We start from the raw sequence: 23617 nt of genomic DNA on the forward strand, positions 1-23617 counted from the left end.
GGGACCGGGCCCCCGCCGTACGGCACCCGACGGTCCCTACCGCCTGGTGAAACCGCCTGGACGGCGCCCCGTACCGGCGTGCGACACTCCGTCCATGCTGGGTGTCACCGACCTTCCGACCTATCTCGCCGGCCTGGCGCTGATCGTCCTTCTGCCGGGCCCGAACTCGCTCTACGTGCTCTCCGTCGCCGCCCGACGTGGCGTACGCACCGGGTACAAAGCCGCCGCGGGCGTCTGGACCGGGGACGCCGTCCTGATGACGCTCGCGGCCCTGGGCGCCGCGTCCCTGCTGACGACCACGCCCCTGCTCTTCGCGATCGTCAAGTACGCGGGCGCGGCCTATCTGACCTGGATGGCCATCGGGATGCTCCGGGCCGCCGTCGCCCTGTGGCGCGAGCGGCACCGGCGTACCGCCGAACTCGTCGAGACGGTCGGGGCGGAGGAGGCCGCCGAGCCTTCCGGGGCGGCGGCGGGGCCCGTGGAGCGGCCCTACCGCCGGGCGCTCGTGGTCAGCCTGGTCAACCCGAAGGCGATCCTGTTCCTGATCTCCTTCTTCGTCCAGTTCGTCGACCCCGGCTACGCCTACCCGGCCCTGTCGTTCCTGGTACTGGGCACCCTGCTCCAGCTCGCCAGCTTCGCCTACCTCTCCGTGCTGATCTTCGGCGGCACCCGGCTGGCCGCCGTCTTCCGCCGCCGCAAGCGGCTGTCGGCGGGGGCCACGTCGGCGGCCGGTGTGCTGTTCCTCGGGTTCGCCGCCAAGCTCTCGCTGAGCAGCGTGTAGCCCGGGGGCCGGCCGGCCCGCCTCAGTGGTGCCAGGCCTTCCCCCCGACGTTGTGGATCATCCGCTGCAACACCTTGAGCGCGGCGACGAACTCCGTGTCGTCGATGCCCTCGTGGATCTCCGCCCTGGCCCGGGCGACCCGGGCGTACGCCCTCTCGCGCAGCGCCCGGCCCTCGGGCGTCAGCCGCAGCCGGGAGCCGGAGTCCTCCGTGACCAGGCCCTGCCGGAGGAGGCCGTCGACGGCCTCCTCCATGCCGTCGGCCCCGGCGTCGAGATAGCCGCTGAGCAGGGTGACCACCTCGGCCCGGCCCCGTCCTCCCTCGTCCGCCCCGTCCAGTTGGTTGAGCACCCACCAGGGCGGTTGCGTGAGCCCGTTCTCGGCCAGCGCCGACCTGATGTGGGTGACCGTCGCCTCGTGCGCGGCCCAGCTCCAGTAGCCGATCGGCTGGAGGGCGAGTCCCGCGTCGTCGTGTGAGTGGTCCATGCCCCGGAACGTAGGACCTCAAGTGGAGTTGAGGTCAAGCCTCGCGGGATGTTCTCCGGCGCGCGCCCCCGGCCATCCGGCGGTCGCACAGAGTTCACCCACTGTCGTGGCGGGTGTCACCCGATCCTTCCGTGGTCTCACTACGTTGTCGGGACCATGATCGAAGGTGAGGGCGCGCGTGCCGAAGCTGTCCGTTGTCGTACCGCTCCACAATGTCGCGGCATACGCCCCGACCACGCTGGGCAGTCTGGCCCGCAACGCGGAGCCGGACATCGAGTTCCTGCTGGTCGATGACGCGTCGACCGACGGCACGCAGGACATCGTCGACCACTGGGCCGAGCGGCTGCCGCGCGCCCGGGTGATCAGACACGGTACGAACGTCGGCATCGCGGCCGCCCGCAACAGCGGCATCGACGCCGCCGAGGGCGACTACCTCACCTTCCTCGACGGCGACGACTGGTACGCCCCCGGCCATCTGGGCCGACTGGTGCGCGCCGCCGAGGACCTCGACTGCGACTTCGCCCGCACCGACCACGTCCAGTCCACCGGCACCGCCCGCGTCGTACGGCGCGCCCCCGCCCCGCTCCGGGACACACTGCTCGACCCCCGCGACGGCATCGGCGCGCCCGAGCGCGAGACCATGGTCGACTACCCGTTCGTCTGGGCCGGGATCTACCACCGGCGGCTCTTCGCGGACGGCGCCCAGCGCTTCGCCACCGAACTGCGCACCGCCGAGGACCGGCTGTGGGTCTGGCAGCTCCACCTGCGCGCCCGCACCTACGCGGCGCTCGGGCTGTACGGCATCTTCTACCGGCGCGGGGTCACCACCTCCCTGACCCAGATCAAGGACGCCCGCCAGCTCGACTTCTTCGCCTCCTACGACACGCTGCTCGACCAGCTGCGCGCCGACCGGGACGCGGACGCCCTGCTGCCGAAGGCCGTCCGTACGTACTGCGCGATGATCGCCTTCCACAACGAGAAGGCCGACGACTACGAGCCCGCCACCGCCCGGAAGCTGCGCGCCGAATCGAGCGCCGCGCTGGGCCGGATGCCGCAGGACGTGCTCGACCGCACCCTGACGCAGATCGACGACAAGCGCGGCACGCTGCTCAGCCGTCTGCGCACCAAGCAGACCAAGCAGAAGGCCGCCTGACCGATGACCGCCACCCCCGCAGCCACGCCCGTACGTACGGCCCCGCGCACCCAGATCTTCCAGGTCTCCACCCTGTACGGCGCGGCCACCCTCGCCGCCGCACTCGACGCCGGACAGTTCGGCCGGGCCCTCGACAGCCACCGCATCCTGCTGGTCTCCAACAACGCGGCCGTCCCCGAGACCGCCCTGCGCCTGGAGGAGATGCGCGGCTACGGATCCCTCGCCGCCCGCTTCGACGCCGTCGTCGACTGGAACGAGGCCATCAGCCCGCACCACCCCAGCGGCTGGGGCCCTCGCTCCGAGGAGACCGTCCTGTGGCAGCGGGCCTTCCGCCTCGCCTGGGACATCGCCCCCGACGCCCCCGTCGACCTCGCCGTCGAGTCCATCCAGGTCAACCCGGCCCGCGCGCTCGCCGCGATCTTCTCCGAGAGCGCCGTCCACGTCTACGCCGACGGCCTGATGAGCTACGGCCCCACCCGCAACCGGATGCCCCAGTCCATCGCCTGCCGCATCCGGCGCGTCCTCCACCTCGACCTGGTCACCGGAGTGCGCCCGCTCCTGCTCGCCGAGGCCGGTGTCGAGCCCGAACTCGTCCCCGACGACGCCTTCCGCGCCGTCCTCTCCGAGATCGCCACCGCCGCCGAGGGCGACAAGGGGCTCGCCGCCGCCGAGGCCGCCGCCCCCACCGCGATGTTGCTGGGCCAGTACCTCGCCGCCCTCACCATCCTCACCCCGGAGGAGGAAGAGGAGCTGCACATCCGGATGCTGCGCGGAGCCGCCCGCGCCGGGCACACCTCCATCCTCTTCAAGCCGCACCCCACCGCCCCGGCCCGCTACTCCCGCGCCCTGGACGACGCCGCCGCCGAACTCGGCGTACGGCTCACCACCCTGGACAGCCCGCTGCTCGCCGAGACGCTGTACGAGCGGTGCGCGCCCACCCTCGTCGTCGGCTGCTTCTCCACCGCGATGTTCACCGCCGCCGCGTACTACGGCATCCCCGTCGCCCGCGTCGGCACCCGGCTGGTCCTCGACCGGATCACCCCGTACGAGAACAGCAACCGCGTCCCGCTGACGATCACCGACCACCTGGTCCCCGACCTGGACGCCCTGGACTCCCCGGGCGGCCCGAACGGCTCGGTCACGGGGGGCGGCCCGGACGGCCCGGAGGCTCAGGGCGGCCCGGTCGCGCCGGGGGGCTCCCAGGGCGTCCCCCGCCTGCCGCGCACCGCGCCGGACACCCTCGCCCCGCTGCTGCGGACCGTCGGCTACTGCATGCAGGCCAAGCTCAACCCCGGGCTGCGCCCCGAGGCCGAGGCCTGGCTGCGGGAACACCTCGACCCCACCACCCAGCACTACTTCAAGCGCCGCCGCCTCCAGAGCCTCACCCTGCCCGGCGGCGGCCCCCGGGGCGCGGCGGTCCGGCTGCGCCGCACCGTACGGCGCACCCGCAGCACCCTGGGTCTCTGACCCGGGGCCGGCGCCGGGGCCCGAACCCCGGTGCCGGCGTCCGACTCACAGAACGGCGGAACGAGCATGGGCCAGACCCTCACCGGGCTGCTCACGTCAGTACGTGCGATGGCGGGACGGCCGGGCACGCCGACCCGGGCCCGCCCCGGCGGGGGCCGGACCCGGCGCTCCTGGCCGCTCTGCGGCACTGCGGCGACCACCTCGCCGACCTCGCCGCGTCCGGCCCCCTCACCGACGCCCGCCGCACCCGGCTCGTCGCGTCGATCGGAGCCCTGACCACCGCGTGCTCCACCCCGGGCGCCGACGCGTTCGACGCGCTGCTGCGGACCGGCCAACAGGCCCTGGACAGCGGTGGCGAGGCCGGGGCGCGCCTCGCCCTGGCCCTCGCCGACGAGGCGACCGTCCTGCGCGCCCGCTCCAAGGGGGCCTGGCGGCTGCGCGGCAACGCCCTGGACGCGCTCGGCCGGAGCGAGGAGGCGATCACCGCGTACGAACGCCATCTCGCGCTCCAGCAGAACACCGCCGCCTCCCGTGACGTCGAACGGCGGATCGCCACCCTCCGCGCGGCGGGGGACCGCATCGACGAGGCGCTGGAGCTGGCCGGGGCCGGCGACGAGAGCGGGGACCGGGGCTCGGACGGAGGCACGGACGGGGCCGGGACCGGAGCGGGGGCCGGGGCTGTCCGGCTCTGCCGCCGACTCCCCGCCGCCGAGGCCCGCGTCGCCTTCACCGAACTCGTCCGGCTCCGCACCACCGAACGTGGCGCCGCCGATCCGGCCGTACGCCGGCTGGCCGCCCTCTACGCCGAGCACCGCCGGCTCACGGACCGCGACCTGATGGCCGACCCCCTGCTGGGCGGGGCCGAACCCATCGGCGTACCGGGTCTGCGCCGGTTCCTCGCGGGCCGGACGGTGTGCCTGGTCGCCGACACCCCGCACACCGCCGAGCAGGAGCAGCGGCCCGGCAGCCCCCTGGCCGCCCTCGTCGAGGGATACGACCTCGTCGTGCGCTGCGACGCCGTACGCCACGCCGCCCCGACCGCCCGGACCGATCTGCACGCCGTCACCCTGCGCGGCAGCACCCCGTGGGAGGGCCTCCGGTGGGACCGAAGGGCCACCGCCCGCCTGGTCTTCGGCGACCCGCTCCCGCACTGGCGGCTCGCCCTGCGCAGCAGGCTCGTCCCCGGCGCCCAGGACCGCATCGGCGACGCGACGCTGCGCCGCCCGCTGCACGATCCGGCGCTGCTCGCGGAGGCGGTGGACGCGGAAGGGCCCGCGAGCACCGAGTACACCGTGCTGAGGCTCCTCGACTTCCTGGGCACCCCCGCCCGGGTGGACCTCATCGGGTTCGAAGGACCGGCGGCCCTGCGCCCGCGCGAGCGGGAGTGGATCGGGGCACGGACCGGGAGAACGGACGACACCGCAGTGAGGATCACCCTGAGATGACGACGCACGACTCCACGTCCGTGGCCGGTTCCGACTCCGCGTCCCCGTCCGTGGCGGGGGCCGGCCCCGCCTCCGCCGACGACCGCCGTGCCGTCACCGGGAAGCGGCGGATCGCCTTCGCCGTGTACGTCACGGACGCGGGCCAACTGCCCGGGTTCCACACCCTCCTGCGCAGCCTCGCGCTGACCAACCCGGCCCTCTGCGAGGACGTCGTCGTCCTGCACCCCGGTCTGCCGGAAGCCTCCTTCGACGCCGCCCACCGGCTGCACCCCCGGCTGATCCCGCGCACGGCCGACGGACGTCACGACGCGTTCCTCCTCGACGGCTACGACACCGTGATCGCCCTCACCCCCGCCTTGGTCGTCCTGGGCGGGATCGACGACCTGTTGCGCCTCCGTACGGGCGTGGCCGCCGTGCCGCGCCCCGGCCCGGACGGCGTCCCCGGCCCGCGTGACGGCATCCCGCACGACGGGCTCCTGGTGATCCAGCGCCAGGACCTCGACCGGCCCGTACCGCCCGCTGCCGCGCAGGACATCCCGGAGAGCGTCCTCGTACCCCTGGACTCCCGGTACGACTTCCGCGCGCTGCGGCTCCGCGACGACCTGGCGGTCCCGGAGGGTGTCGTCGTCCTGAACTTCGCCGGTGTGCCGGAGAGTCACACCGGGCCTGCCCACGCGGCCCGGGCGCGCTTCGACCTGGACGACGAGGCGTTCCGGGCCGCCTACCTCGCCCTCCCCGGCGCGAAACACCCCGACCTGCTGCCGCATCTCGCGCTCCCGTTCCCCGAGGGATCCCGGCCGCCGATCGACCTGGTCCGGCAGCTCGCCGAGATCCACCGGGGGCGCGGACACCACGACCGGGCCGTCGCGCTGCTGGGTGAAGCCGTCGCGGGCCGCCCCGACCTGCCGCGCTGCCACGAGACGCTCGGGGTCTGCCTGATGGCGCTGTCGCGGTACGAGGAGGCCGAGACGCACCTCCTCCTGGCGACCGCGTCCCCGGACTTCGCCCCGCGCGCGTACGGCCAACTCGCGCGGCTCGCCTGGCTGCTGGGCCGTACCGAGGACGCCCGGCGGTACGCGCTCTCCGGCCTGGAGTCCGACCCGACCGACGCCAACTGCCGTGCCTGGTACGCCCGTACATCGGAGCCGGTTGCGGTGGGCGCCACCGCACCGGACACTTCCCCGGGCGAACAGCTCGCCCATGTCGCCCTGTTCGCGGACGGGGAGGAGAACGCGGGCGACAAGGTGCTGCCCGAGGCGGTCCGCAGCTGCTTCATCACCGACACCGGTCCCGACCGCTGGCACCAGCAGCACGCGCACCTGCTGGTCGACGAGGCCGGCCTCGAACGCCTCAACGCCCGGCGGGCCGTGATCGTCGGCGGTGGCGGGCTCTTCCTCCCCGACACCGCGCCCAACGGCAACAGCGGCTGGCAGTGGAACATCCCCGACGACGTGCTCGCCCGGATCACCGCCCCCCTGGCGGTCTTCGCCGTCGGCTACAACGTCTTCGACGGCCAGCGCTACCGGCGCGAGCGGTTCGCGGCCTCCCTGCGAGCCCTGGTCGAGCGGTCCGCGTTCTTCGGGCTGCGCAACCACGGCTCCGTCGCCCGGGTCAGAGAACTGCTGCCCGCCTCCCTCCGCGAGAAGGTGCGCTACCAGCCCTGCCCCACCACGGTCGCCCGCCACCTCGACCCCCGCCTCGCCGGACCGGCGGTGCGCGAGGACACCGTGCTCCTCAACTGCGCCTACGACCGGGCCGGGCTCCGCTTCGGCCACGACTACGGGCACTTCCTCGCCGAGATGGCCTCCGCGATCCGGGCCATCTCCGGTGCGGCGGACGTCCGTTACGCCGCGCACATGCCCGCCGACGAACGCTTCGTCGACGATCTGCGGCGCGAACACGGCCTCGCCCTCCCCGTGGAGCCGCTGTACCTGCTCTCCAACGACGCCATCCGTGATCTCTACCGGCGCACCCGGCTGGTGATCGGGATGCGCGGGCACGCCGGGATGATCCCCTTCGGCTGCGGCACCCCTGTCATCAGCCTGGTCTCGCACCCCAAACTGGCCTACTTCCTGGCCGACATCGACCGGCCCGACTGGGGACTCTCCGTCCACGAACGAGCCCTCGGCACCCGGCTGGCGGAGCGGGCCCTCGCGGTGCTGGCCGACCATCCGGCGGCGGTGGCCGACGTCCACGACCGGCAGCGGGCGCTGTGGTCCGTGACCCGGGACAACCTTGCCCGGCTGCGTGAACTCACTGGTCTGCCCGACCCGTTCGGCGATCCGGGCCGAGGTGCGGACCCCGTGGTCCCCGCGCCCCGGTCCGCCGCCGGCGAGGGCCGCCCCGCCCCCTCCCTCCGCCCCGCCCCGCCCACCCTCTGAGGCCATGTCCACCACACGCTCCGCCCCGCCCTCCGCCTCCGCCCTTGCTCCGGCGGTGGCGGACCCGGAGGCACCGCGCCCCGAACGCGCCGGGCACCGCTACGACATCGACCTCGTCCGGCTGCTCTGCTCGGTCGCCGTCATCGGCCTCCACACCGGCTCGGCGTTCGTGAACACCGTGGGCCGTACGGCGTCGGAGGGACCCGGCACCTACTGGGCGGGGCTGACCGCAGACTCCGCCGGGCGCTTCGCCGTACCGCTCTTCTTCGCCATCGCCGGCTGGGTGGTCCTGGTCGGGGCCCCGCCCAAGGACGAGGCCCGGCTGCGGCGGCGCATCGTGCGGATCGTCGTGCCGCTCGCCGTCTGGACCGCGCTCTACCTCGCCTGGGGCAAGCTCCGCGACACCAACGACGACCCCGTTCGCCGGCTCGCCCTGGACTCCGTGTTCGCCTCGGTCCGCCCGGCCTACCACCTCTGGTACCTGTACGCCTACCTCCCCGTGATCATGGTCCTGGGCCTGGTCGTCCTGGTCCGGGCGGGCAAGCGACCGTGGGGCCTCGGCGCGGTCCTGCTCGTCCTGGCGTCCGCCCCGCCGCTCCTCGGCGATCTGGCCGAGGCGACCGGACGTGAACTGCCCCGTTTCGGCTGGACGTTCGCCTTGTACCAGCTGATCTACGCGGTGCTCGGGGCGCTGCTGCTCGCCGCTCCGGCCGGTGCGTTCGGCAGGCGGCGGTGGCCCTGGCTGCTGCTCGCCGCGGGCGGGCTCGCGGGAGTGAGCGCGTACCAGCACGAGGTGCATTACGCGATCCCGTACGCCCATGTACTGGTGGCCCTGTTCAGCTGCGGCGTCCTGGTGTCGCTGCACGGCGTCCAGGTCCCGGAGCGGATGCGGCCCACGCTGGCCCGGCTGTCCGAGGCCTCGTTCGGGGCCTACCTGGTGCACGTCCTCGTGCTCGGCGTCCTCACCGACGCCTTCGTCGGGGCGGACCTGGGCGGCCCGGCCGCCGTGGCGCTCGTGGTCGGGATCACGGCGGCCACGACGGCCCTGTCGTTCGGCGCGGCCCTGCTGTGGGGCCGGGCGGGGGCGAGCAAGGTGCTGGGCTGAGCGCCCTCAGGCCCCGGGCCGCCCGGACTCCGCTGCGGTGCGGGCCGAGGCCCCGCACCTGTCGCGGCCCGCGGCCCACGAAAGCCCCCGGCCCACGAAAGCCCCCGGCCCTCCTCCGCCCTCACGCCCCCGGCCTCTCAGCCCCGCCCGCCCCGCAGCGCCCGCGCCCGCCGCACCACCCGGCGCAGCGCCGGGCTGGAGCGCAGGAACGCCAGCCGGGCCGGGACCACGCCGGGCAGCGCGAGCGAGGCCAGGCGGCGGCGCTTGAAGTAGCGCCAGGTGCGGCTGTCCAGGTGCGCGGCGAGATAGCGCTCGGCGGCCGGGCGCAGATCGGCGCGCACCTTCGGCCGCATCGCGAAGGCGACAGCGGCCAGCAGACCGTCCAGCTCCGCCGCCGACCCCGCCCCCGGCTCCGACGGCTCCCCGTCGCCCACTCCGGGCAGCACCGCATCCGCGAGCGTCGCCGCCGTCCGCTCGGGGTTCTCGTACGGGCTCAACCGCTCCAGCAGCAGCCCCGTGCCGACGGCCGCCACCGGCAGGCCGTGGAACCGGGCCGCCCCGAACAGCGCCGCCGAGGTGCAGCCCACGACCAGCGCGGGCCGCATCCGGTGCACCAGCACCTCGGCGGGGACCGGCAACGGGCTGTTTAGGACCGTCAGTTCGACGCCCAGCCGCTCCGCCTCCGCGTACAGCTCCGCCGGGCTCTCCCAGGGGGCGTACGGATCCGGCGCGTACACCAGCCGGGTGTGACCGAGCGCCGCCGCCCCGCGCACCATCTCCCGCCGGAGCCCCGCCTCGTCGACCGCCAGGATCAGCCCGGTCCCCGCGAGGTCCTGCCCGAGCAGCAACGCCGGCTCCTCGACGGCGGGCAACGCCACATCCATGTCCGCGAGTTCGGCGACGACTTTGGTGATCGCCTCGGCCGGGACGGTCCGCGGCTCCACCGCGTACTCGCCGAGCAGCAGCGGGCGGACCCCGGCGACCAGGTCCGGGTGGAGCAGCCGCCGCGCCCGGGCTCCGGTCAGCGGGGGGATCTTCTCCCCGGTCGGGCCGTACGCGCCGGGCCCCTCCGCGTACACATCGACCGGGGTGCCCGCGAACACCTGGGTGAGGGCCCGGGCTGGGCCGGCGTGCGGGGAGTCCACGACGAGTTCCAACTCCTCCTCACCGAGCCCCCAGGCCCGCCGGAAGTGGCGTTCCCACAGCGGCGCGTCGTCCGCCCGGGGATTCCAGCCGTCCGGGTGGAAGGGGGCGATCGCGTCGTTCCACGAGAACACCGCGTCGAACCGGGTACGCAGCCGCTCGAAGCCGAAGCTCTCCGAGACATCGGCGACGGCCTCCGGAGCGGGCCCGGTCCGGGACAGCAGCAGGATCCGGCGGTCGGGCTCGGTGAAGCAGCCCGCGTCGATCGCCGCGGCGAGCAGCACCGCCGCCCCGGGCGAGGAGGCGTGGAAGATCCGGATGGTCATGCGGCCGAGGCCCCCTTCGTGGCGGCCGGACGGCGACGCAGCCTGCGCACCCGGGTCGCCCGTGTCACGTCCATGGCGTCGAGCGCCTCGTCCAGCAGCCGCTGCGGCAGGCGGCCCAGGGCCGCGGCGCCACGCGCTTTCAGTTCACGGGCCACGGCCGGTTCGAATTTGTCCAGGTCGCCCAGATGGTGGGCGATGATCGCGCAGTACGTGCGTACGGCCTTCGGCAGAAACAGCTCCGCCTCGCGGTCGGCGGCGGTCTCCGCGATCACCTGATCGAACGCGCGCAGGAAATCCAGCTGACGCACATCGCCGATCTGCGTCAAAGACGTCGCCACACCGCGCCGGTAGAAATGGCTGAGCAGACCCACGGCGGCGAAGGATTCCGCCTCCCGGTGCAGTCGCCAGATCCACGGCCGGTCCTCCGCCGTGCGCAGCCCGTCGGTGAAGTGCAGCAGCCCGCGGTCCAGCAGCCGCCGGTGGTAGAGGCCCGCCCAGGCGAACGCGTAGTCCACCGACGTGGTGCGGTGGGCGGGCAGGATCGCGGCCCGGGGGTCGCTCACCACCCCGTGCGGCCCGTGCGGAACCCGGCGAACGGTGCGCGCCTTGCCGTTCACCTGGACATGGTCCGTGCGCACGAAGTCGCAGCCCAGCGCCTCGGTCCTGGCCACCAGCCGCTCGTAGTGGCCGGGGGCCAGCCAGTCGTCGCCGTCCAGGAAGGCGATGTACTCGCCGCGGGCGGCGTTCAGACCGGTGTTGCGCGCGGTCGCCAGACCGCCGTTCACCTCGTGCCGCAGCAGCACGGCCCCGGGGATCTCGTCCGTGGCGCGGCGCAGCAGCGGAAGCGTTCCGTCGGTCGAACAGTCGTCGACGAGAAGGAACTCGAAGTCCTCGCGGGCGTTGATCCGCAGACTTCTCAGGGTGTCGGGCGCGTAGGTCTGCACGTTGAAGAACGGCACGATGACGGAGAGCTTAACCACGCGCATCACGCTAGGTGCGGCCCCGGCCCATTCCTTTTCCGTCATGCGCCCAGCAGGTGAACAACGACCGACGTTCAAGTGAATCAGCTTTTCCGAGACGGCAATTGAGGGCCCATTCGGTGCGTCCCCCCAATCGTCGACTCGCTGTTAACCATCTGTTGCCATCGCGTTGGGCCGCTCATCGAAATGCCTTCCTAACTTCTTCGACGTGCCCCCACGTACCAGCCATGAGGCCGAACCGGCCGAGACCCCCGCCGCCCGACCGGCGCTCCGGGTCGCCGTCCTCGCCGACTCCGACACCCGGTGGAAATGGGGCGCGCTCACCGCGCGCCGCCTGACCGCCGAGGCCGCCGGGGACGGACAGGACGCGCGCCCCGTCGAGGTCAGCGGACTGCTGCTGCGCGGCCGGGCCACCCCGACACCCCGCCAGCTCGCGGAGGTCGGTGAGGTCGGGATCGATGCCGACCGGGTCCGCGAGGTCACCGCCGTCGAGTTCCTGCACACCGTGCGCGACGAGGGCTTCGACCTCGTCGTCCTCGCCCTCGTCGGCGGCGGCGTCCAGGCCATGCTGCACGGCATCGCCGCGCTGAACCTCCCGCGCCGGCCCGTCGTCGTCACCGGATACGTCGGCGTCGTCTACGAGAAGCTCGCCGACGGCCTCCTGCTGCGCCACGGGGCGGACGTCGTCCTCGCCAACTCGGCCCACGACGCGGAACGTTTCCGCGCGGTGTACGAGGGAGTGGGCGCCGACGCATCGGCTGTCACCGAGGCCGCCCTGCCCTTCCTGGGCGGAGCCCCGTACCAGCCCGAAGAGGGCCGCGACACCGTGGTGTTCGCCGCCCAGCCCTCCGTACCGGCCTCCCGCGCCGACCGCACCTACCTGCTCCGCCGGCTCGTCGAGCACGCCCGGCTGCACCCGCGGCGCGAGGTGTTGCTGAAGCTGCGCTCCAAGCCCGGCGAGCACACCACACACATCGAGGAACTGCCCTACCAGAGGCTCGCGCAGAAGCTGCCCGGCGGGCTGCCGCCCAACTTCCGCCTGGTGTACGGGCACATGGGAGAGGTCCTGGACCGGACCGACCTCCTGGTCACCGTCTCCTCGACCGCCGCGCTGGAGTCCCTGCACCGCCGCATCCCGACCGCGATCCTCACCGACCTCGGCGTCCGCGAGACGCTCGGCAACCACCACTTCGTCGGCTCGGGGCTCCTCACCTCCTGGGACCGGCTCGACGGCGGAACCCGGCCCCGGCCGGACGCGGAGTGGGTGGCGGGCCAGGGCGTCGCCGCCGACGGCTCGTACGGCACCGCCTACGACACCGCCCGCGCCAAGGTCGCCGCCCTCCTCGACGGCAGCCGACTCCCGCCGCTCGCCCCCTACTACACGCCCGCCAGCGCTCCCGGCTACCTCCCCGGCATCCTCGCCCGCCACCACCTGGCCCCCGACGGGACGCCCCTGCCCGGCGCGGCCGCACCGCAGGAGCCCGGCCGGGTCCGGGGCGCGGTCCGCGAAACCGTCCGCAACGCGGCCCGCGGCGCCTACCGGCACGGCGTCCAGCGCGTCGCCCCGGTGATCCGCCGGATGGGGGAGCTGTGACCACCACTTCAGGAACCGCCACCACACCAGGAGCAGCGATGCAGCCGCCCCCGACCGTCCTCGCCGTGATCCCCGCCCGCGGCGGATCCAAGGGCGTCCCCGCCAAGAACCTCGCCGAGGTCGGCGGCATCCCCCTGGTCGCCCGTGCCGTCCGCGCCGCGCTCGGCGCCCCCGAGGTCACCGACGTCGTCGTCACCACCGACGACGGGGCGATCGCCGAGGCCGCCCGCACCGCCGCCGCCGACCTCCGCGCCGCCCACCGGCTGCACTGCGTGGAGCGCCCCGCCGCCATCGCGGGCGACACCGCGACCAGCGAGGCGGCCGTGCTGCACGCCCTGGACGTCTACGAGGCCGAGCGGGCCCGCACCGTCGACGTGGTCCTCCTCGTCCAGTGCACCAGCCCGTTCGTCTCCCGCGAGGACATCGACGGCGTGGCCCGGGCGGTCGCCCACGAGGACGCGGACACGGCCGTCACGGTCGCCCCGTTCCACGGCTTCGTCTGGCGCGACGGGCACGCGGTCGAGGAGAGCACGTACGGCGTCAACCACGACAAGTCCGTACGCCCGCGCCGCCAGGACCGGCCCCAGGACTACCTGGAGACCGGCGCCGCCTACGCGATGGACGCGGCGGGCTTCCGCACCCACCGCCACCGCTTCTTCGGCCACACCGCCCTGGTCCCCACCGACCCGGCGCGGGTGCTGGAGATCGACGACCCGCACGACCTGGCCCGCGCCCGCGCCCTCGCCCCGCTCCTGGACCCCTCGCCGCTGCCCTCCCTCGCGGACGTGGACGCGGTCGTCCTGGACTTCGACGGCACCCAGACCGACGACCGGGTCATGGTCGACTCCGAGGGCCGCGAGACCGTCGCCGTCCACCGGGGCGACGGACTCGGGATCGCCGCCCTGCGCAAGGCGGGCGTGCCCCTCCTGATCCTCTCCACCGAGCAGAACCCGGTCGTCGCCGCCCGGGCCCGGAAGCTCCAGATCCCCGTCCTGCACGGCATCGACCGCAAGGACGAGGCACTGAAGCGCTGGTGCGACGAGCAGTCCATCGCGCCCGACCGGGTCCTCTACGTCGGCAACGACGTCAACGACCTGCCCTGCTTCTCCCTCGCCGGCTGGCCCGTCGCGGTCGCCAGCGCCCACGACTCGGTACGCGCCGCCGCGCGCGCCGTCACGACCACCCCCGGGGGCTACGGCGCCATCCGCGAGATCGCGGCCTGGCTGCTCGGCCCCACCCTCACCACCACGCCCACCCCCACTGTCCCCACCACGTAAGGAAGCACCACCATGAGCACCTCCCGCCTGCGTACCTTCGGCACCCGCACCGCCGGCCCCGGCAACCCCGTCTACATCACGGGTGAGATCGGCATCAACCACAACGGCGACCTCGACAACGCCATCGCGCTCATCGACGCGGCCGCCGAAGCCGGCTGCGACGCCGTCAAGTTCCAGAAGCGCACCCCGGAGATCTGCACCCCGCGCGACCAGTGGGACATCGAGCGCGACACCCCGTGGGGCCGGATGACGTACATCGACTACCGCCACCGCGTCGAGTTCGGCGAGGCCGAGTACACCGCCATCGCCGAGCACTGCGCCAAGCGCGGCATCGACTGGTTCGCCTCCCCGTGGGACACCGAGGCCGTCGCCTTCCTGGAGAAGTTCGACGTCCCCGCCCACAAGGTGGCCTCCGCCTCGCTCACGGACGACGAGCTGCTGCGCGCCCTGCGCGCCACCGGCCGCACGATCATCCTCTCCACCGGCATGTCCACCCCGAAGCAGATCCGCCACGCGGTCGAGGTCCTCGGCTCGGACAACATCCTGCTCTGCCACGCCACGTCGACGTACCCGGCGAAGGCCGAGGAGCTGAACCTCCGGGTCATCAACACCCTCCAGCAGGAGTACCCGAACGTCCCGATCGGCTACTCCGGCCACGAGACGGGCCTCCAGACCACCCTGGCCGCCGTCGCGCTCGGCGCCACCTTCGTCGAGCGCCACATCACCCTGGACCGCGCCATGTGGGGCTCCGACCAGGCCGCCTCCGTCGAGCCGCAGGGCCTGACCCGCCTGGTCCGCGACATCCGCACCATCGAGCAGTCGCTCGGCGACGGCGTCAAGAAGGTGTACGAGTCCGAGCTCGGCCCGATGAAGAAGCTCCGCCGCGTCGCGGGCGTCGTCGCCGAGACCGAGAACGCGCCGGCCCCCGAGCCGGTCGCGGTCTGAGCGCCGACCGGTGAACCTCGCCTTCGTCGAGAGCCCGGTCCAGCTCCTGAACGTCCTGGAGTGGGTTCACACCCAGGGGGGAGACGACCCGACCGCCACCACGGTCGTCGTCCTCCCCCCGGTCGACCCGATGTCGCGCGGTCAGCTGCGCCGGATGGCGGAGCTGGCCCGCGACGAGGGCATCACGGTCCGCTGGCAGGAGGCGCGCGGCGATTCCGGCGCGCCCCTGAAGGCCCTGCGCGCCCTGGCCGGCCTGGTCCGGCGCGCGGACCACATCGTCATCGGCGACCCGTTCTCCCGCTACGTCCAGCTCTTGCTGACCCTGGTCCGCGCCGACCGCCTCACCGTGGTCGACGACGGCACGGCGACCATGGAGTTCGTGGCCCAGCTGGCCCGGGGCGAACGCCTGACCCGCTGGCACCGCCGGGGCCGTACGGGACCGCGAGAACTGGTCCTGGCCCCGGTCACCGCCACCGCCCGCCGCCGCTTCACCCCGACGGCCCGCCACACGGTCGAGGTGTTCACCGCGATGCCGGTCGAGGCTCCGCCCGGCATCGCGGTCACCCCGAACACCTTCGCCTGGACCCGGGCCCGCTTCGGCCCGCCCAGCATCGGCAGGGGCGCCGACCTGGTCGGCACCTCCCTGGTCGAGACGGGCGTCGTCGACCCCGCCCCGTACCAGGAGGCGGTGGCCTCCCTGGCCCGCGCCCATGGCGCCACCCGCTACTTCGCCCACCGCCGCGAGTCCGCCGAGAAGCTCCACGCCCTGGAAGCCGCCACCGGCCTGGAGATCGTCCGCCCGGACCTCCCCCTGGAACTGATCGCCCGCCGCGGCCCCATCGGCCGCACGATCGTCAGCTTCCCCTCCACGGTCGTCCACACCCTCCCGCTGGCCCTCGCCGGCACGGGCGTGAACGTCGCGGTCTGCGACATCGCCCCGGAATGGCTCCGCGCCACGGCCTCGCCGCGCGCCCAGGGCTTCCTGAGCGGCGTCACGGAGACGGCTCGGGGGTGCAGCGGCTGACGTCAGTGGTCACCTGAGGAAGCGGCCGAAGGAGCGCGCAACCCGGGCCGAAGGGCTAATTGCTATACCCGCAACCACCCTCCGTCACACATCCTCACCCGGACTTTGTTCGCCTGCACGGCTGAAATTTCCTGGATCCATGGCCAGTTGGGGGGTCAAGGGGCCTACGCTTCATAAGGTGAACCAGTTGAAGTCCCGCGCCGCCCGCCCCCACAGCCCGGCCGACCAGCCCGGGGGAGGTGCGCTGCCCGGCCGGCTCGGTGACGAACTCCGTGATGAGCTGATCGCCTTCCGCCGGGATCTGCACATGCACCCCGAGCTCGGCAACCAGGAGTTCCGGACCACCGCCGCCATCAAGGACCGGCTGGAGAAGGCCGGGCTGAAGCCCAAGGTCCTGGCCGTCGGGACCGGGCTCATGTGCGACGTGGGGGAGTGGGACGGGGTCACGCCCATGCTGGCGTTGCGGGCGGACATCGACGCGCTGCCGATCCCGGACACCAAGGCCGGCGTGCCCTACCGGTCCACCGTGCCCGACCGGGCGCACGCCTGCGGGCACGACGTCCACACCACCACCGTCCTCGGCGCGGGCCTCGTGCTCGCCGACCTCGACCGGCAGGGGCGGCTGCCCAACGCCGTGCGGCTGATCTTCCAGCCCGCCGAGGAGGTTCTGCCCGGCGGCGCGGTCGACGCGATCGAGTCCGGGGTGCTGGAGGGGGTCGGCCGGATCATCGGCGTCCACTGCGACCCGAAGGTGGACGTCGGACGGATCGGGCTGCGCATCGGGGCCATCACCTCGGCCTGCGACCGGCTGGAGATCACCCTCGACGGGCCCGGCGGCCACACCGCCCGCCCGCATCTGACCACCGACCTGGTCACCGCCGCCGCCCGGATCGCCGTCGACGTGCCCGCGCTGCTCGCCCGCCGCGTCGACGCCCGCGCCGGGCTCGCCCTGACCTGGGGCCGTCTGGAGACCGGGCACGCCCCCAATGTCATCCCGCAGCACGCCGAGCTGTCCGGCACCGTCCGCTGCCTGAACCTGGACGCCTGGCGCGACGCCCCCGACCTGGTGCACGCCGCCGTGGACGAGGTGGCCGGAATGCATCGGGCCAAGACCGTCATCAACTACGTGCGCGGCGTGCCGCCCGTGGTGAACGACGCCGAGTCCATCGGCCTGCTGGACGCCGCGATGACCGAGCGCCGCGGATCGTATGCGATCGAGGACACCGAGCAGAGCCTGGGCGGCGAGGACTTCTCCTGGTATCTGGAGCAGGTGCCCGGCGCGATGGCCCGCCTCGGCGTCCGGACCCCGGGCGACACGCGCGGGCTCGATCTGCACCGCGGCAACTTCGACGTGGACGAAGAAGCCATCACCGTGGGAGTCGAGCTGTTCACCGCCGCCGCCCTGCTCGACGGCTGCCGTTCGTGAAGCGTTGACACAGTCTTCGTAGTCCGTTCGTGGACTCCCGTGCCGCCTTGCGGGTGGCTTCTGTTCGCGACGATCCGATAACGGCTTCCGTACGTGCTCTTATCTGACATCTACGCGCGTTACGATCGCGGCGAAACCAGCGCCGGAAGAGGCGCTTCGGTCAGGTTTGAAGGAGCCTCCCCTTGCGCCGGATCACCAGGATCACCACCGTGGGCGTCGCGTCCGCGGCACTCGCTCTCAGCGTCACCGCCTGTGGCGGAAACTCGTCGGACTCCGGTTCCGGCTCCGACGGCGACAAGGCCGCCATCGCGTACGACATCGGCGGCCGTGGCGACCAGTCGTTCAACGACGCCGCCTACGCCGGACTCGAGAAGGCGGAGAAGGACCTCGACGTCCAGGGCAGCGAAGCCGAGCCCTCCGACGGCGAAGGAGACGCGGACAAGGTCCAGCGCCTCACCGAGCTGGCCCGCTCCGGCAACAACCCGGTGATCGGCGTCGGCTTCGCCTACGCGCCCGCCATCAAGAAGGTCGCGCCGAAGTTCCCGAAGACCACCTTCGGCATCATCGACGACGCCTCGGTGACCGGTAAGAACATCGCCAACATCGTCTTCAACGAGGAGCAGGGCTCCTACCTCGCCGGCGTCGCCGCCGCGAAGGTCACCAAGTCGAAGACCATCGGCTTCATCGGCGGTGTCGAGACTCCGCTGATCAAGAAGTTCGAGGCGGGCTTCATCCAGGGCGCCAAGGACACCGACGCCTCGGTCAACGTACTTCCGCAGTACCTGACGCAGCCGCCGGACTTCGGTGGCTTCTCCAAGCCCGACCTCGGCAAGGCCGCCGCCCAGGGCCAGCTCGACAAGAAGGCCGACGTGATCTACTCGGCCGCCGGTCTGGCCGGCTCCGGCGCCATCGAGGCCGTCTCCAAGGCGGGCAAGTGGAACATCGGCGTCGACTCCGACCAGTACCAGCAGAAGGGGCTCGCGCCCTACAAGGCGTCCATCCTGACCTCGGTCACGAAGGACATCGAGGACGCGGTGTTCAACCTGATCAAGTCGGTGCAGGACGGCAAGCCGCAGACCGGTGAGATCCGCTACGGCCTGGACAAGAACGGTGTCGCCCTGTCGATGTCCAACCCGGCGTTCGCCGACATGAAGGACGTCATCGCCGCGGTCGACAAGGCCAAGCAGGACATCATCGACGGCAAGATCACCGTCAAGACCGCTCCGTAAGGTCCGAGTCCGACGGCCCCTCCCGGGCCGTCGGCCCGGCCGGCTTCCCAGGCCCTGTCCGTACGCCGCGTGGCTTTCGCCGCCGGTGACGGGCAGGGCCGCGGGTCGGCCGCCCGCCTGAGCCGCACGGGGCTCCACCGAAGACCCGCGGCGCCCGCGGTCGGCGGTCCGGAGCCCTCCGTACGACCCGAAGAAGATCCGCCTCTCGCAGTGCTCTCCCGCCCACCCCGGACCGGCGTCCGGGGTGTGACGTGCACCCGTGTTTCACGATTCGGCAGCGCTACGCGTGTAGACAGCCCTCCGGCGCGATAACTTCACCCCCGCCCCCCAGGGCCCCCGAGCCCCCCGAGCCCCTCCGCCCCCGCTCCTGTCCGGCCAAGGAGAGTGCGTCATCAACGCGTCCAGCAGTCCCCCTGCCGTAGAACTGCACGGCATCACCAAGCGCTTCCCCGGCGTCGTCGCCAACCACGACATCGACATCACCATCGGCAAGGGCACGGTCCACGCGCTCGTCGGTGAGAACGGCGCCGGCAAGTCCACCCTGATGAAGATCCTCTACGGCATGCAGAAGCCGGACGAGGGGACCATCGCGATCGACGGCGAGCAGGTCTCGTTCTCCAACCCGGGCGACGCCATCGAGCGCGGCATCGGCATGGTGCACCAGCACTTCATGCTCGCCGACAACTTCACCGTCCTGGAGAACGTCGTTCTCGGCGGCGAGAAGCTGTACGGCATCGGCTCCGGAGCCCGGAAGAAGATCAAGGAGATCTCCGACGCGTACGGCCTGGGCATCCGGCCCGACGCGCTCGTGGAGGACCTCGGGGTCGCCGACCGGCAGCGCGTGGAGATCCTCAAGGTCCTCTACCGGGGCGCCCGCATCCTCATCCTGGACGAGCCGACCGCGGTCCTCGTGCCGCAGGAGGTCGACGCGCTCTTCGCCAACCTGCGCGAGCTCAAGGCCGAGGGCCTGACCGTCATCTTCATCTCGCACAAGCTGGGCGAGGTCCTCTCGGTCGCCGACGAGATCACCGTGATCCGCCGCGGTACCACCGTGGGCACCGCCGACCCGGCCTCCACGACGACCAAGCAGCTCGCCGAGCTGATGGTCGGCAGCGAGCTGCCCTCGCCGGAGACCCGCGAGTCCACCGTCACCGACGTACCGATGCTGCGGGTCCAGGACCTGAAGCTCACCGTCACCGACCCCGACGGCACCGTCCGCGACGTGCTCGCCGGCATCGACTTCACCATCCACCAGGGCGAGGTCCTGGGGATCGCCGGTGTCGAGGGCAACGGCCAGACGGAGCTCATCGAGGCCCTCATGGGCATGCGCGACCCGGACGACGGCGTGATCACGCTCGGCTCCGACGACATCTCGCACGCCCCGACCCGCAAGCGGCGCGAGTCCGGCATCGGCTACATCCCCGAGGACCGCCACCGCCACGGCGTCCTGCTGAACGCCCCGCTGTGGGAGAACCGCATCCTCGGCCACGTCACCGAGAAGCCCAACAGCCGCGGCTGGCTGCTGGACAACAAGGCGGCCCGTACCGACACCGAGCGCATCGTGCGCGAGTACGACGTGCGCACTCCCGGGATCGACGTCACCGCGGCCTCCCTCTCCGGCGGCAACCAGCAGAAGCTGATCGTCGGCCGCGAGATGAGCCACGCGCCCAAGTTCCTGATCGCCGCCCACCCCACCCGCGGGGTGGACGTCGGCGCGCAGGCCCAGATCTGGGACCAGATCCGCGAGGCCCGCCGCGAAGGGCTCGCCGTGCTGCTGATCTCGGCCGACCTGGACGAACTGATCGGACTCTCCGACACCCTGCGCGTCATGTACCGCGGCCGGCTGGTCGCGGACGCCGACCCGGCCACCATTACCCCGGAGGAACTGGGCTCGGCCATGACCGGCGCCGCCACCGGTCACCTCGAAGGCTCGGAGGACGAGGCCCGATGAAGAAATTCGACAAGGACCGGCTGATCCTGGGCTTCGCCGGCCCGGTGCTCGCCCTGGTCGTCGCCCTCGCGCTGACGACCGTGGTGCTGCTCGCCTCCGGGCAGAACCCCTTCGAGCCGTACCGGATCATGTTCGAATCGGCCTCCTACGCCGACGTCCAGGTCCTGATCATCAACCAGGCGGGTACGTACTACCTCGCCGCACTCGCGGTGGCCGTCGGCTTCCGGATGAACCTCTTCAACATCGGGGTCGACGGTCAGTACCGCCTCGCCGCGATGATGGCCGCGCTGGTCGGCGCGAGCGTCGACCTTCCGGGGCCGCTGCACATCGCGCTGATCGTCATCGTCGCGATGCTCGTGGGCGCGTTCTGGTCCGGCATCGCGGGCTTCCTCAAGACCACCCGCGGGGTGAGCGAGGTCGTCTCGACGATCATGCTCAACTCGATCGCCACCGCGCTCGTCGCCTGGATGATCCTGCCGAAGAACTTCGGCGAGCAGCCCCCCGGTTCCAACAACCTGACGACCGGGGAGATCCCGGAGTCCGGCTGGTTCCCGGGGCTGCCGATGGGCGACATGGCCGGGGAGATCTACGGCTTCACCTTCGTCGCCGCCGGATGCGGTGTCCTGTACTGGTTCGCCCTGAACCGCACCCGGTTCGGCTTCGATCTGCGGGCCACCGGAGCCAGTGAGACCGCGGCCCAGGCGTCCGGCGTGGACGCCAAGAAGATGGTCCTCACCTCGATGCTGATCTCCGGCGCCGTCGCGGGCCTCGCCGGGATGCCGACCCTGCTCGGCGACACCCACACCTACAGCCTCGACTTCCCCACGGGCATCGGCTTCACCGGCATCACCATCGCGCTGCTGGGCCGGAACAACCCGCTCGGCATCGCCCTCAGCGCCCTGCTGATCGCGTTCCTGGACAAGTCCTCGGCCTCGCTCGACCAGTACGGGTACGAGAAGGAGATCGCCACGATCATGCAGGGCCTGATCGTGATCTCGGTCGTCGTCTCCTACGAGTTGGTCCGCCGTTACGGCATCCGCCGCCAGCAGCAGAAGGTCGGCGAGGAGCTCGCCGCCGGACACGCCCTCACGACCGAGAAGGAGGCGGCCCTGTGAGCACCAGCAAAACCATCGCCGCACGCCCCGCCCCCAAGAAGGGCAAGGACCGCCGCAAGCTCTCCCTGCCCGTCGTCCTGCTGATCATCGCGGGCGGTCTCGCCCTGGTCTCCCTGGTCCGCGTCATCAGCGGCGCCGACGACATCACCTCCGTCGGCCAGGTCCGCGGCGCCCTGGCACTCGCCGTTCCGATCGGCCTCGCCGGACTCGGCGGTCTGTGGGCCGAGCGCGCGGGCGTCATCAACATCGGCCTCGAAGGCATGATGATCCTCGGCACCTGGTTCGGCGCGTGGGCCGGGTTCCAGTGGGGCCCGTGGGTGGGCGTCCTCTTCGGCATCCTCGGCGGCTGCCTCGGCGGTCTCCTGCACGCCGTCATCACCGTCACCTTCGGGGTGAACCACATCGTCTCCGGTGTGGCCATCAACATCCTCGCCGTCGGCGTCACCCGCTACCTCTCCAACTTCGCCTTCGACGGCGTCCAGGGCGGCTCCTCGAAGCAGTCCCCGCGCATCGATCCCATCGACCGGATCACCGTTCCGGGGCTCTCGGACTGGATGCAGGACCTGCAACAACAGCACTGGTTCCTGATCTCCGACCTGGCGGGCATCATCGGCGGACTCGTCACCGGCCTGTCCCTGCTCACCGTCGTGGCCCTGCTGCTGATCCCCGCCACCTGGTGGATCCTGTGGCGCACCCCGTTCGGGCTGCGGCTGCGGTCCTGCGGCGAGTCCCCGGTGGCCGCCGAGACCCTCGGCGTCAACGTGTACAAGTACAAGTACATCGCCGTCACGGTCTCCGGCGGTCTGGCGGGCCTCGGCGGCGCGTTCCTCGCGATCGTCGCCACCGGCATCTACCAGGAGGGCCAGACCGGCGGCCGCGGTTACATCGGTCTCGCCGCGATGATCTTCGGCAACTGGATGCCGGGCGGTATGGCGCTGGGCGCGGGCCTCTTCGGCTTCACCGACAGCCTCAAGCTGCGCGGCGGCGCCGAGAACGTCCACGCGATGCTGCTCCTGCTGGCGATCCTGCTGGTCATCGCGGTGTTCTGGCAGCTGTACAAGAAGAAGTACGTCTCCGCGGCGGTCGCGGCGGTCGTCTCCGCGCTGCTGTTCACCTGGTACTTCCTGACGGACCAGGTGCCGAGCCAGTTCGTCGACGCCGCGCCGTACGTCACCACGCTGCTGGTCCTCGCCCTCTCCGCACAACGCCTGCGGATGCCGAAGGCCAACGGCGTGCCGTACCGCAAGGGTGAGGGCAAGTGACGCCCCCGCCCGCCCCGGCCTTCGGCGAGGCCGACTGGGACGCCCTGCGGGAGGCCGCCCGGGACGCCATGTCCCGGGCGTACGTCCCCTACTCGCGCTACCCGGTCGGTGTGGCCGCCCGGGTGGACGACGGCCGCACCATCACCGGCTGCAACGTGGAGAACGCCAGCTACGGCCTCTCGCTCTGCGCCGAGTGCGGTCTGGTCTCCACGCTCCACGCCACCGGCGGCGGCCGGCTGACCCACTTCACCTGCGTGGACGGCACCGGGGCGATCCTGGTGCCGTGCGGCCGGTGCCGCCAGCTTCTGTACGAGTTCGGCGGCCCGGATCTCCTCCTGGAGACCCCGGACGGCCTGCGTACGCTCGACGAGATGCTGCCGCAGTCGTTCGGCCCGCAGCACCTCGGCTGAAGCCGGCAGGACCTCGGCGGAAGCCCGTATCTCCCGGCGGTGGCCCTTCCTTCCCGGAAGGGCCACCGCTCTTTCCCCTCTCTATGCGCGTAGAGTCAGTCGGGACTCTTGCGCACCCG

General features: G+C 72.5%; 18 protein-coding genes and 1 pseudogene. 16 read left to right on the top strand and 3 right to left on the bottom strand.

Annotated elements, in window-relative coordinates; all coding sequences use genetic code 11:
- Nucleotides 1–94: 94 nt before the first annotated feature.
- Nucleotides 95–781, top strand: coding sequence for a leucine efflux protein LeuE (leuE, locus tag CCZ36_RS22255; protein ID WP_069739973.1), 687 nt, complete (start codon nt 95–97; stop codon nt 779–781).
- A gap of 22 nt (nt 782–803) precedes the next feature.
- Here leuE and CCZ36_RS22260 read toward each other — a convergent pair whose 3' ends face one another.
- Nucleotides 804–1265 carry a MarR family winged helix-turn-helix transcriptional regulator gene (locus CCZ36_RS22260; protein ID WP_069739974.1) on the bottom strand — a complete coding sequence of 154 codons (462 nt, stop codon included), beginning with the start codon at nt 1263–1265 and terminating at the stop codon, nt 804–806.
- 178 nt (nt 1266–1443) lie between these two features.
- On the opposite strand from CCZ36_RS22260, the gene CCZ36_RS22265 reads away from it, so the two are divergent.
- The 5 genes and pseudogenes from CCZ36_RS22265 (at nt 1444) to CCZ36_RS22285 (ending at nt 8816) form a co-directional block, all read left to right on the top strand.
- Nucleotides 1444–2418: a glycosyltransferase family 2 protein gene (locus CCZ36_RS22265; protein WP_069739975.1), complete on the top strand. Its 975-nt coding sequence runs from the start codon at nt 1444–1446 to the stop codon at nt 2416–2418.
- A gap of 3 nt (nt 2419–2421) precedes the next feature.
- Nucleotides 2422–3885 (top strand): polysialyltransferase family glycosyltransferase, encoded by a 1464-nt coding sequence (locus tag CCZ36_RS22270; protein WP_128818412.1) that lies wholly within the window; start codon nt 2422–2424, stop codon nt 3883–3885.
- Between the two features lie 66 nt (nt 3886–3951).
- Nucleotides 3952–5330, top strand: a pseudogene (locus CCZ36_RS36990) (hypothetical protein).
- Entirely contained in the window at nt 5327–7711 is a 2385-nt protein-coding gene (locus CCZ36_RS22280) for a tetratricopeptide repeat protein (RefSeq protein WP_128818413.1), read from the top strand. The pseudogene CCZ36_RS36990 and the gene CCZ36_RS22280 overlap by 4 nt, the downstream one beginning before the upstream one ends.
- Nucleotides 7712–7715: 4 nt before the next feature.
- Complete coding sequence (locus CCZ36_RS22285; RefSeq protein WP_069739983.1) at nt 7716–8816, top strand: acyltransferase; 1101 nt, start codon at nt 7716–7718, stop codon at nt 8814–8816.
- A gap of 137 nt (nt 8817–8953) precedes the next feature.
- On the opposite strand, the gene CCZ36_RS22290 is transcribed toward CCZ36_RS22285, so the two are convergent.
- Nucleotides 8954–10285, bottom strand: a complete 1332-nt coding sequence (locus CCZ36_RS22290; RefSeq protein WP_128818414.1) for a polysialyltransferase family glycosyltransferase — start codon at nt 10283–10285, stop codon at nt 8954–8956.
- Nucleotides 10282–11265, bottom strand: coding sequence for a glycosyltransferase family 2 protein (locus tag CCZ36_RS22295; RefSeq protein ID WP_128818415.1), 984 nt, complete (start codon nt 11263–11265; stop codon nt 10282–10284). Before CCZ36_RS22295 ends, CCZ36_RS22290 begins: the two co-directional genes overlap by 4 nt.
- Nucleotides 11266–11473: 208 nt before the next feature.
- Between CCZ36_RS22295 and CCZ36_RS22300 the strand changes: the two genes are divergently transcribed.
- The 10 genes from CCZ36_RS22300 (at nt 11474) to CCZ36_RS22345 (ending at nt 23498) form a co-directional block, all read left to right on the top strand.
- Nucleotides 11474–12859, top strand: a complete 1386-nt coding sequence (locus tag CCZ36_RS22300; RefSeq protein WP_069737996.1) for a DUF6716 putative glycosyltransferase — start codon at nt 11474–11476, stop codon at nt 12857–12859.
- Nucleotides 12860–12897: 38 nt separating this feature from the next.
- Nucleotides 12898–14136, top strand: a complete 1239-nt coding sequence (locus CCZ36_RS22305; protein ID WP_069737997.1) for an acylneuraminate cytidylyltransferase — start codon at nt 12898–12900, stop codon at nt 14134–14136.
- Nucleotides 14137–14148: 12 nt separating this feature from the next.
- Nucleotides 14149–15081, top strand: a complete 933-nt coding sequence (locus CCZ36_RS22310; RefSeq protein WP_032763659.1) for an N-acetylneuraminate synthase family protein — start codon at nt 14149–14151, stop codon at nt 15079–15081.
- A 10-nt stretch (nt 15082–15091) separates the two neighbouring features.
- Nucleotides 15092–16105, top strand: a complete 1014-nt coding sequence (locus tag CCZ36_RS22315) for a hypothetical protein (RefSeq protein ID WP_128818416.1) — start codon at nt 15092–15094, stop codon at nt 16103–16105.
- Between the two features lie 187 nt (nt 16106–16292).
- Complete coding sequence (locus tag CCZ36_RS22320; RefSeq protein ID WP_069744360.1) at nt 16293–17531, top strand: amidohydrolase; 1239 nt, start codon at nt 16293–16295, stop codon at nt 17529–17531.
- Between the two features lie 182 nt (nt 17532–17713).
- On the top strand, nt 17714–18760 hold the full coding sequence (locus CCZ36_RS22325) for a BMP family lipoprotein (RefSeq protein WP_069738000.1): 1047 nt from the start codon (nt 17714–17716) through the stop codon (nt 18758–18760).
- Nucleotides 18761–19127: 367 nt separating this feature from the next.
- Nucleotides 19128–20711 (top strand): ABC transporter ATP-binding protein, encoded by a 1584-nt coding sequence (locus CCZ36_RS22330; protein WP_069738001.1) that lies wholly within the window; start codon nt 19128–19130, stop codon nt 20709–20711.
- On the top strand, nt 20708–21826 hold the full coding sequence (locus tag CCZ36_RS22335; protein WP_069738002.1) for an ABC transporter permease: 1119 nt from the start codon (nt 20708–20710) through the stop codon (nt 21824–21826). The genes CCZ36_RS22330 and CCZ36_RS22335 overlap by 4 nt, the downstream gene beginning before the upstream one ends.
- On the top strand, nt 21823–23088 hold the full coding sequence (locus CCZ36_RS22340; protein ID WP_069738003.1) for an ABC transporter permease: 1266 nt from the start codon (nt 21823–21825) through the stop codon (nt 23086–23088). The genes CCZ36_RS22335 and CCZ36_RS22340 overlap by 4 nt, the downstream gene beginning before the upstream one ends.
- Entirely contained in the window at nt 23085–23498 is a 414-nt protein-coding gene (locus CCZ36_RS22345; protein WP_069738004.1) for a cytidine deaminase, read from the top strand. Before CCZ36_RS22340 ends, CCZ36_RS22345 begins: the two co-directional genes overlap by 4 nt.
- The last annotated feature ends 119 nt before the right edge of the window (nt 23499–23617 follow it).

Origin of the sequence: Streptomyces sp. S063 (genome assembly GCF_002832675.1) — a bacterium.
Lineage (GTDB): Bacteria > Actinomycetota > Actinomycetes > Streptomycetales > Streptomycetaceae > Streptomyces > Streptomyces sindenensis.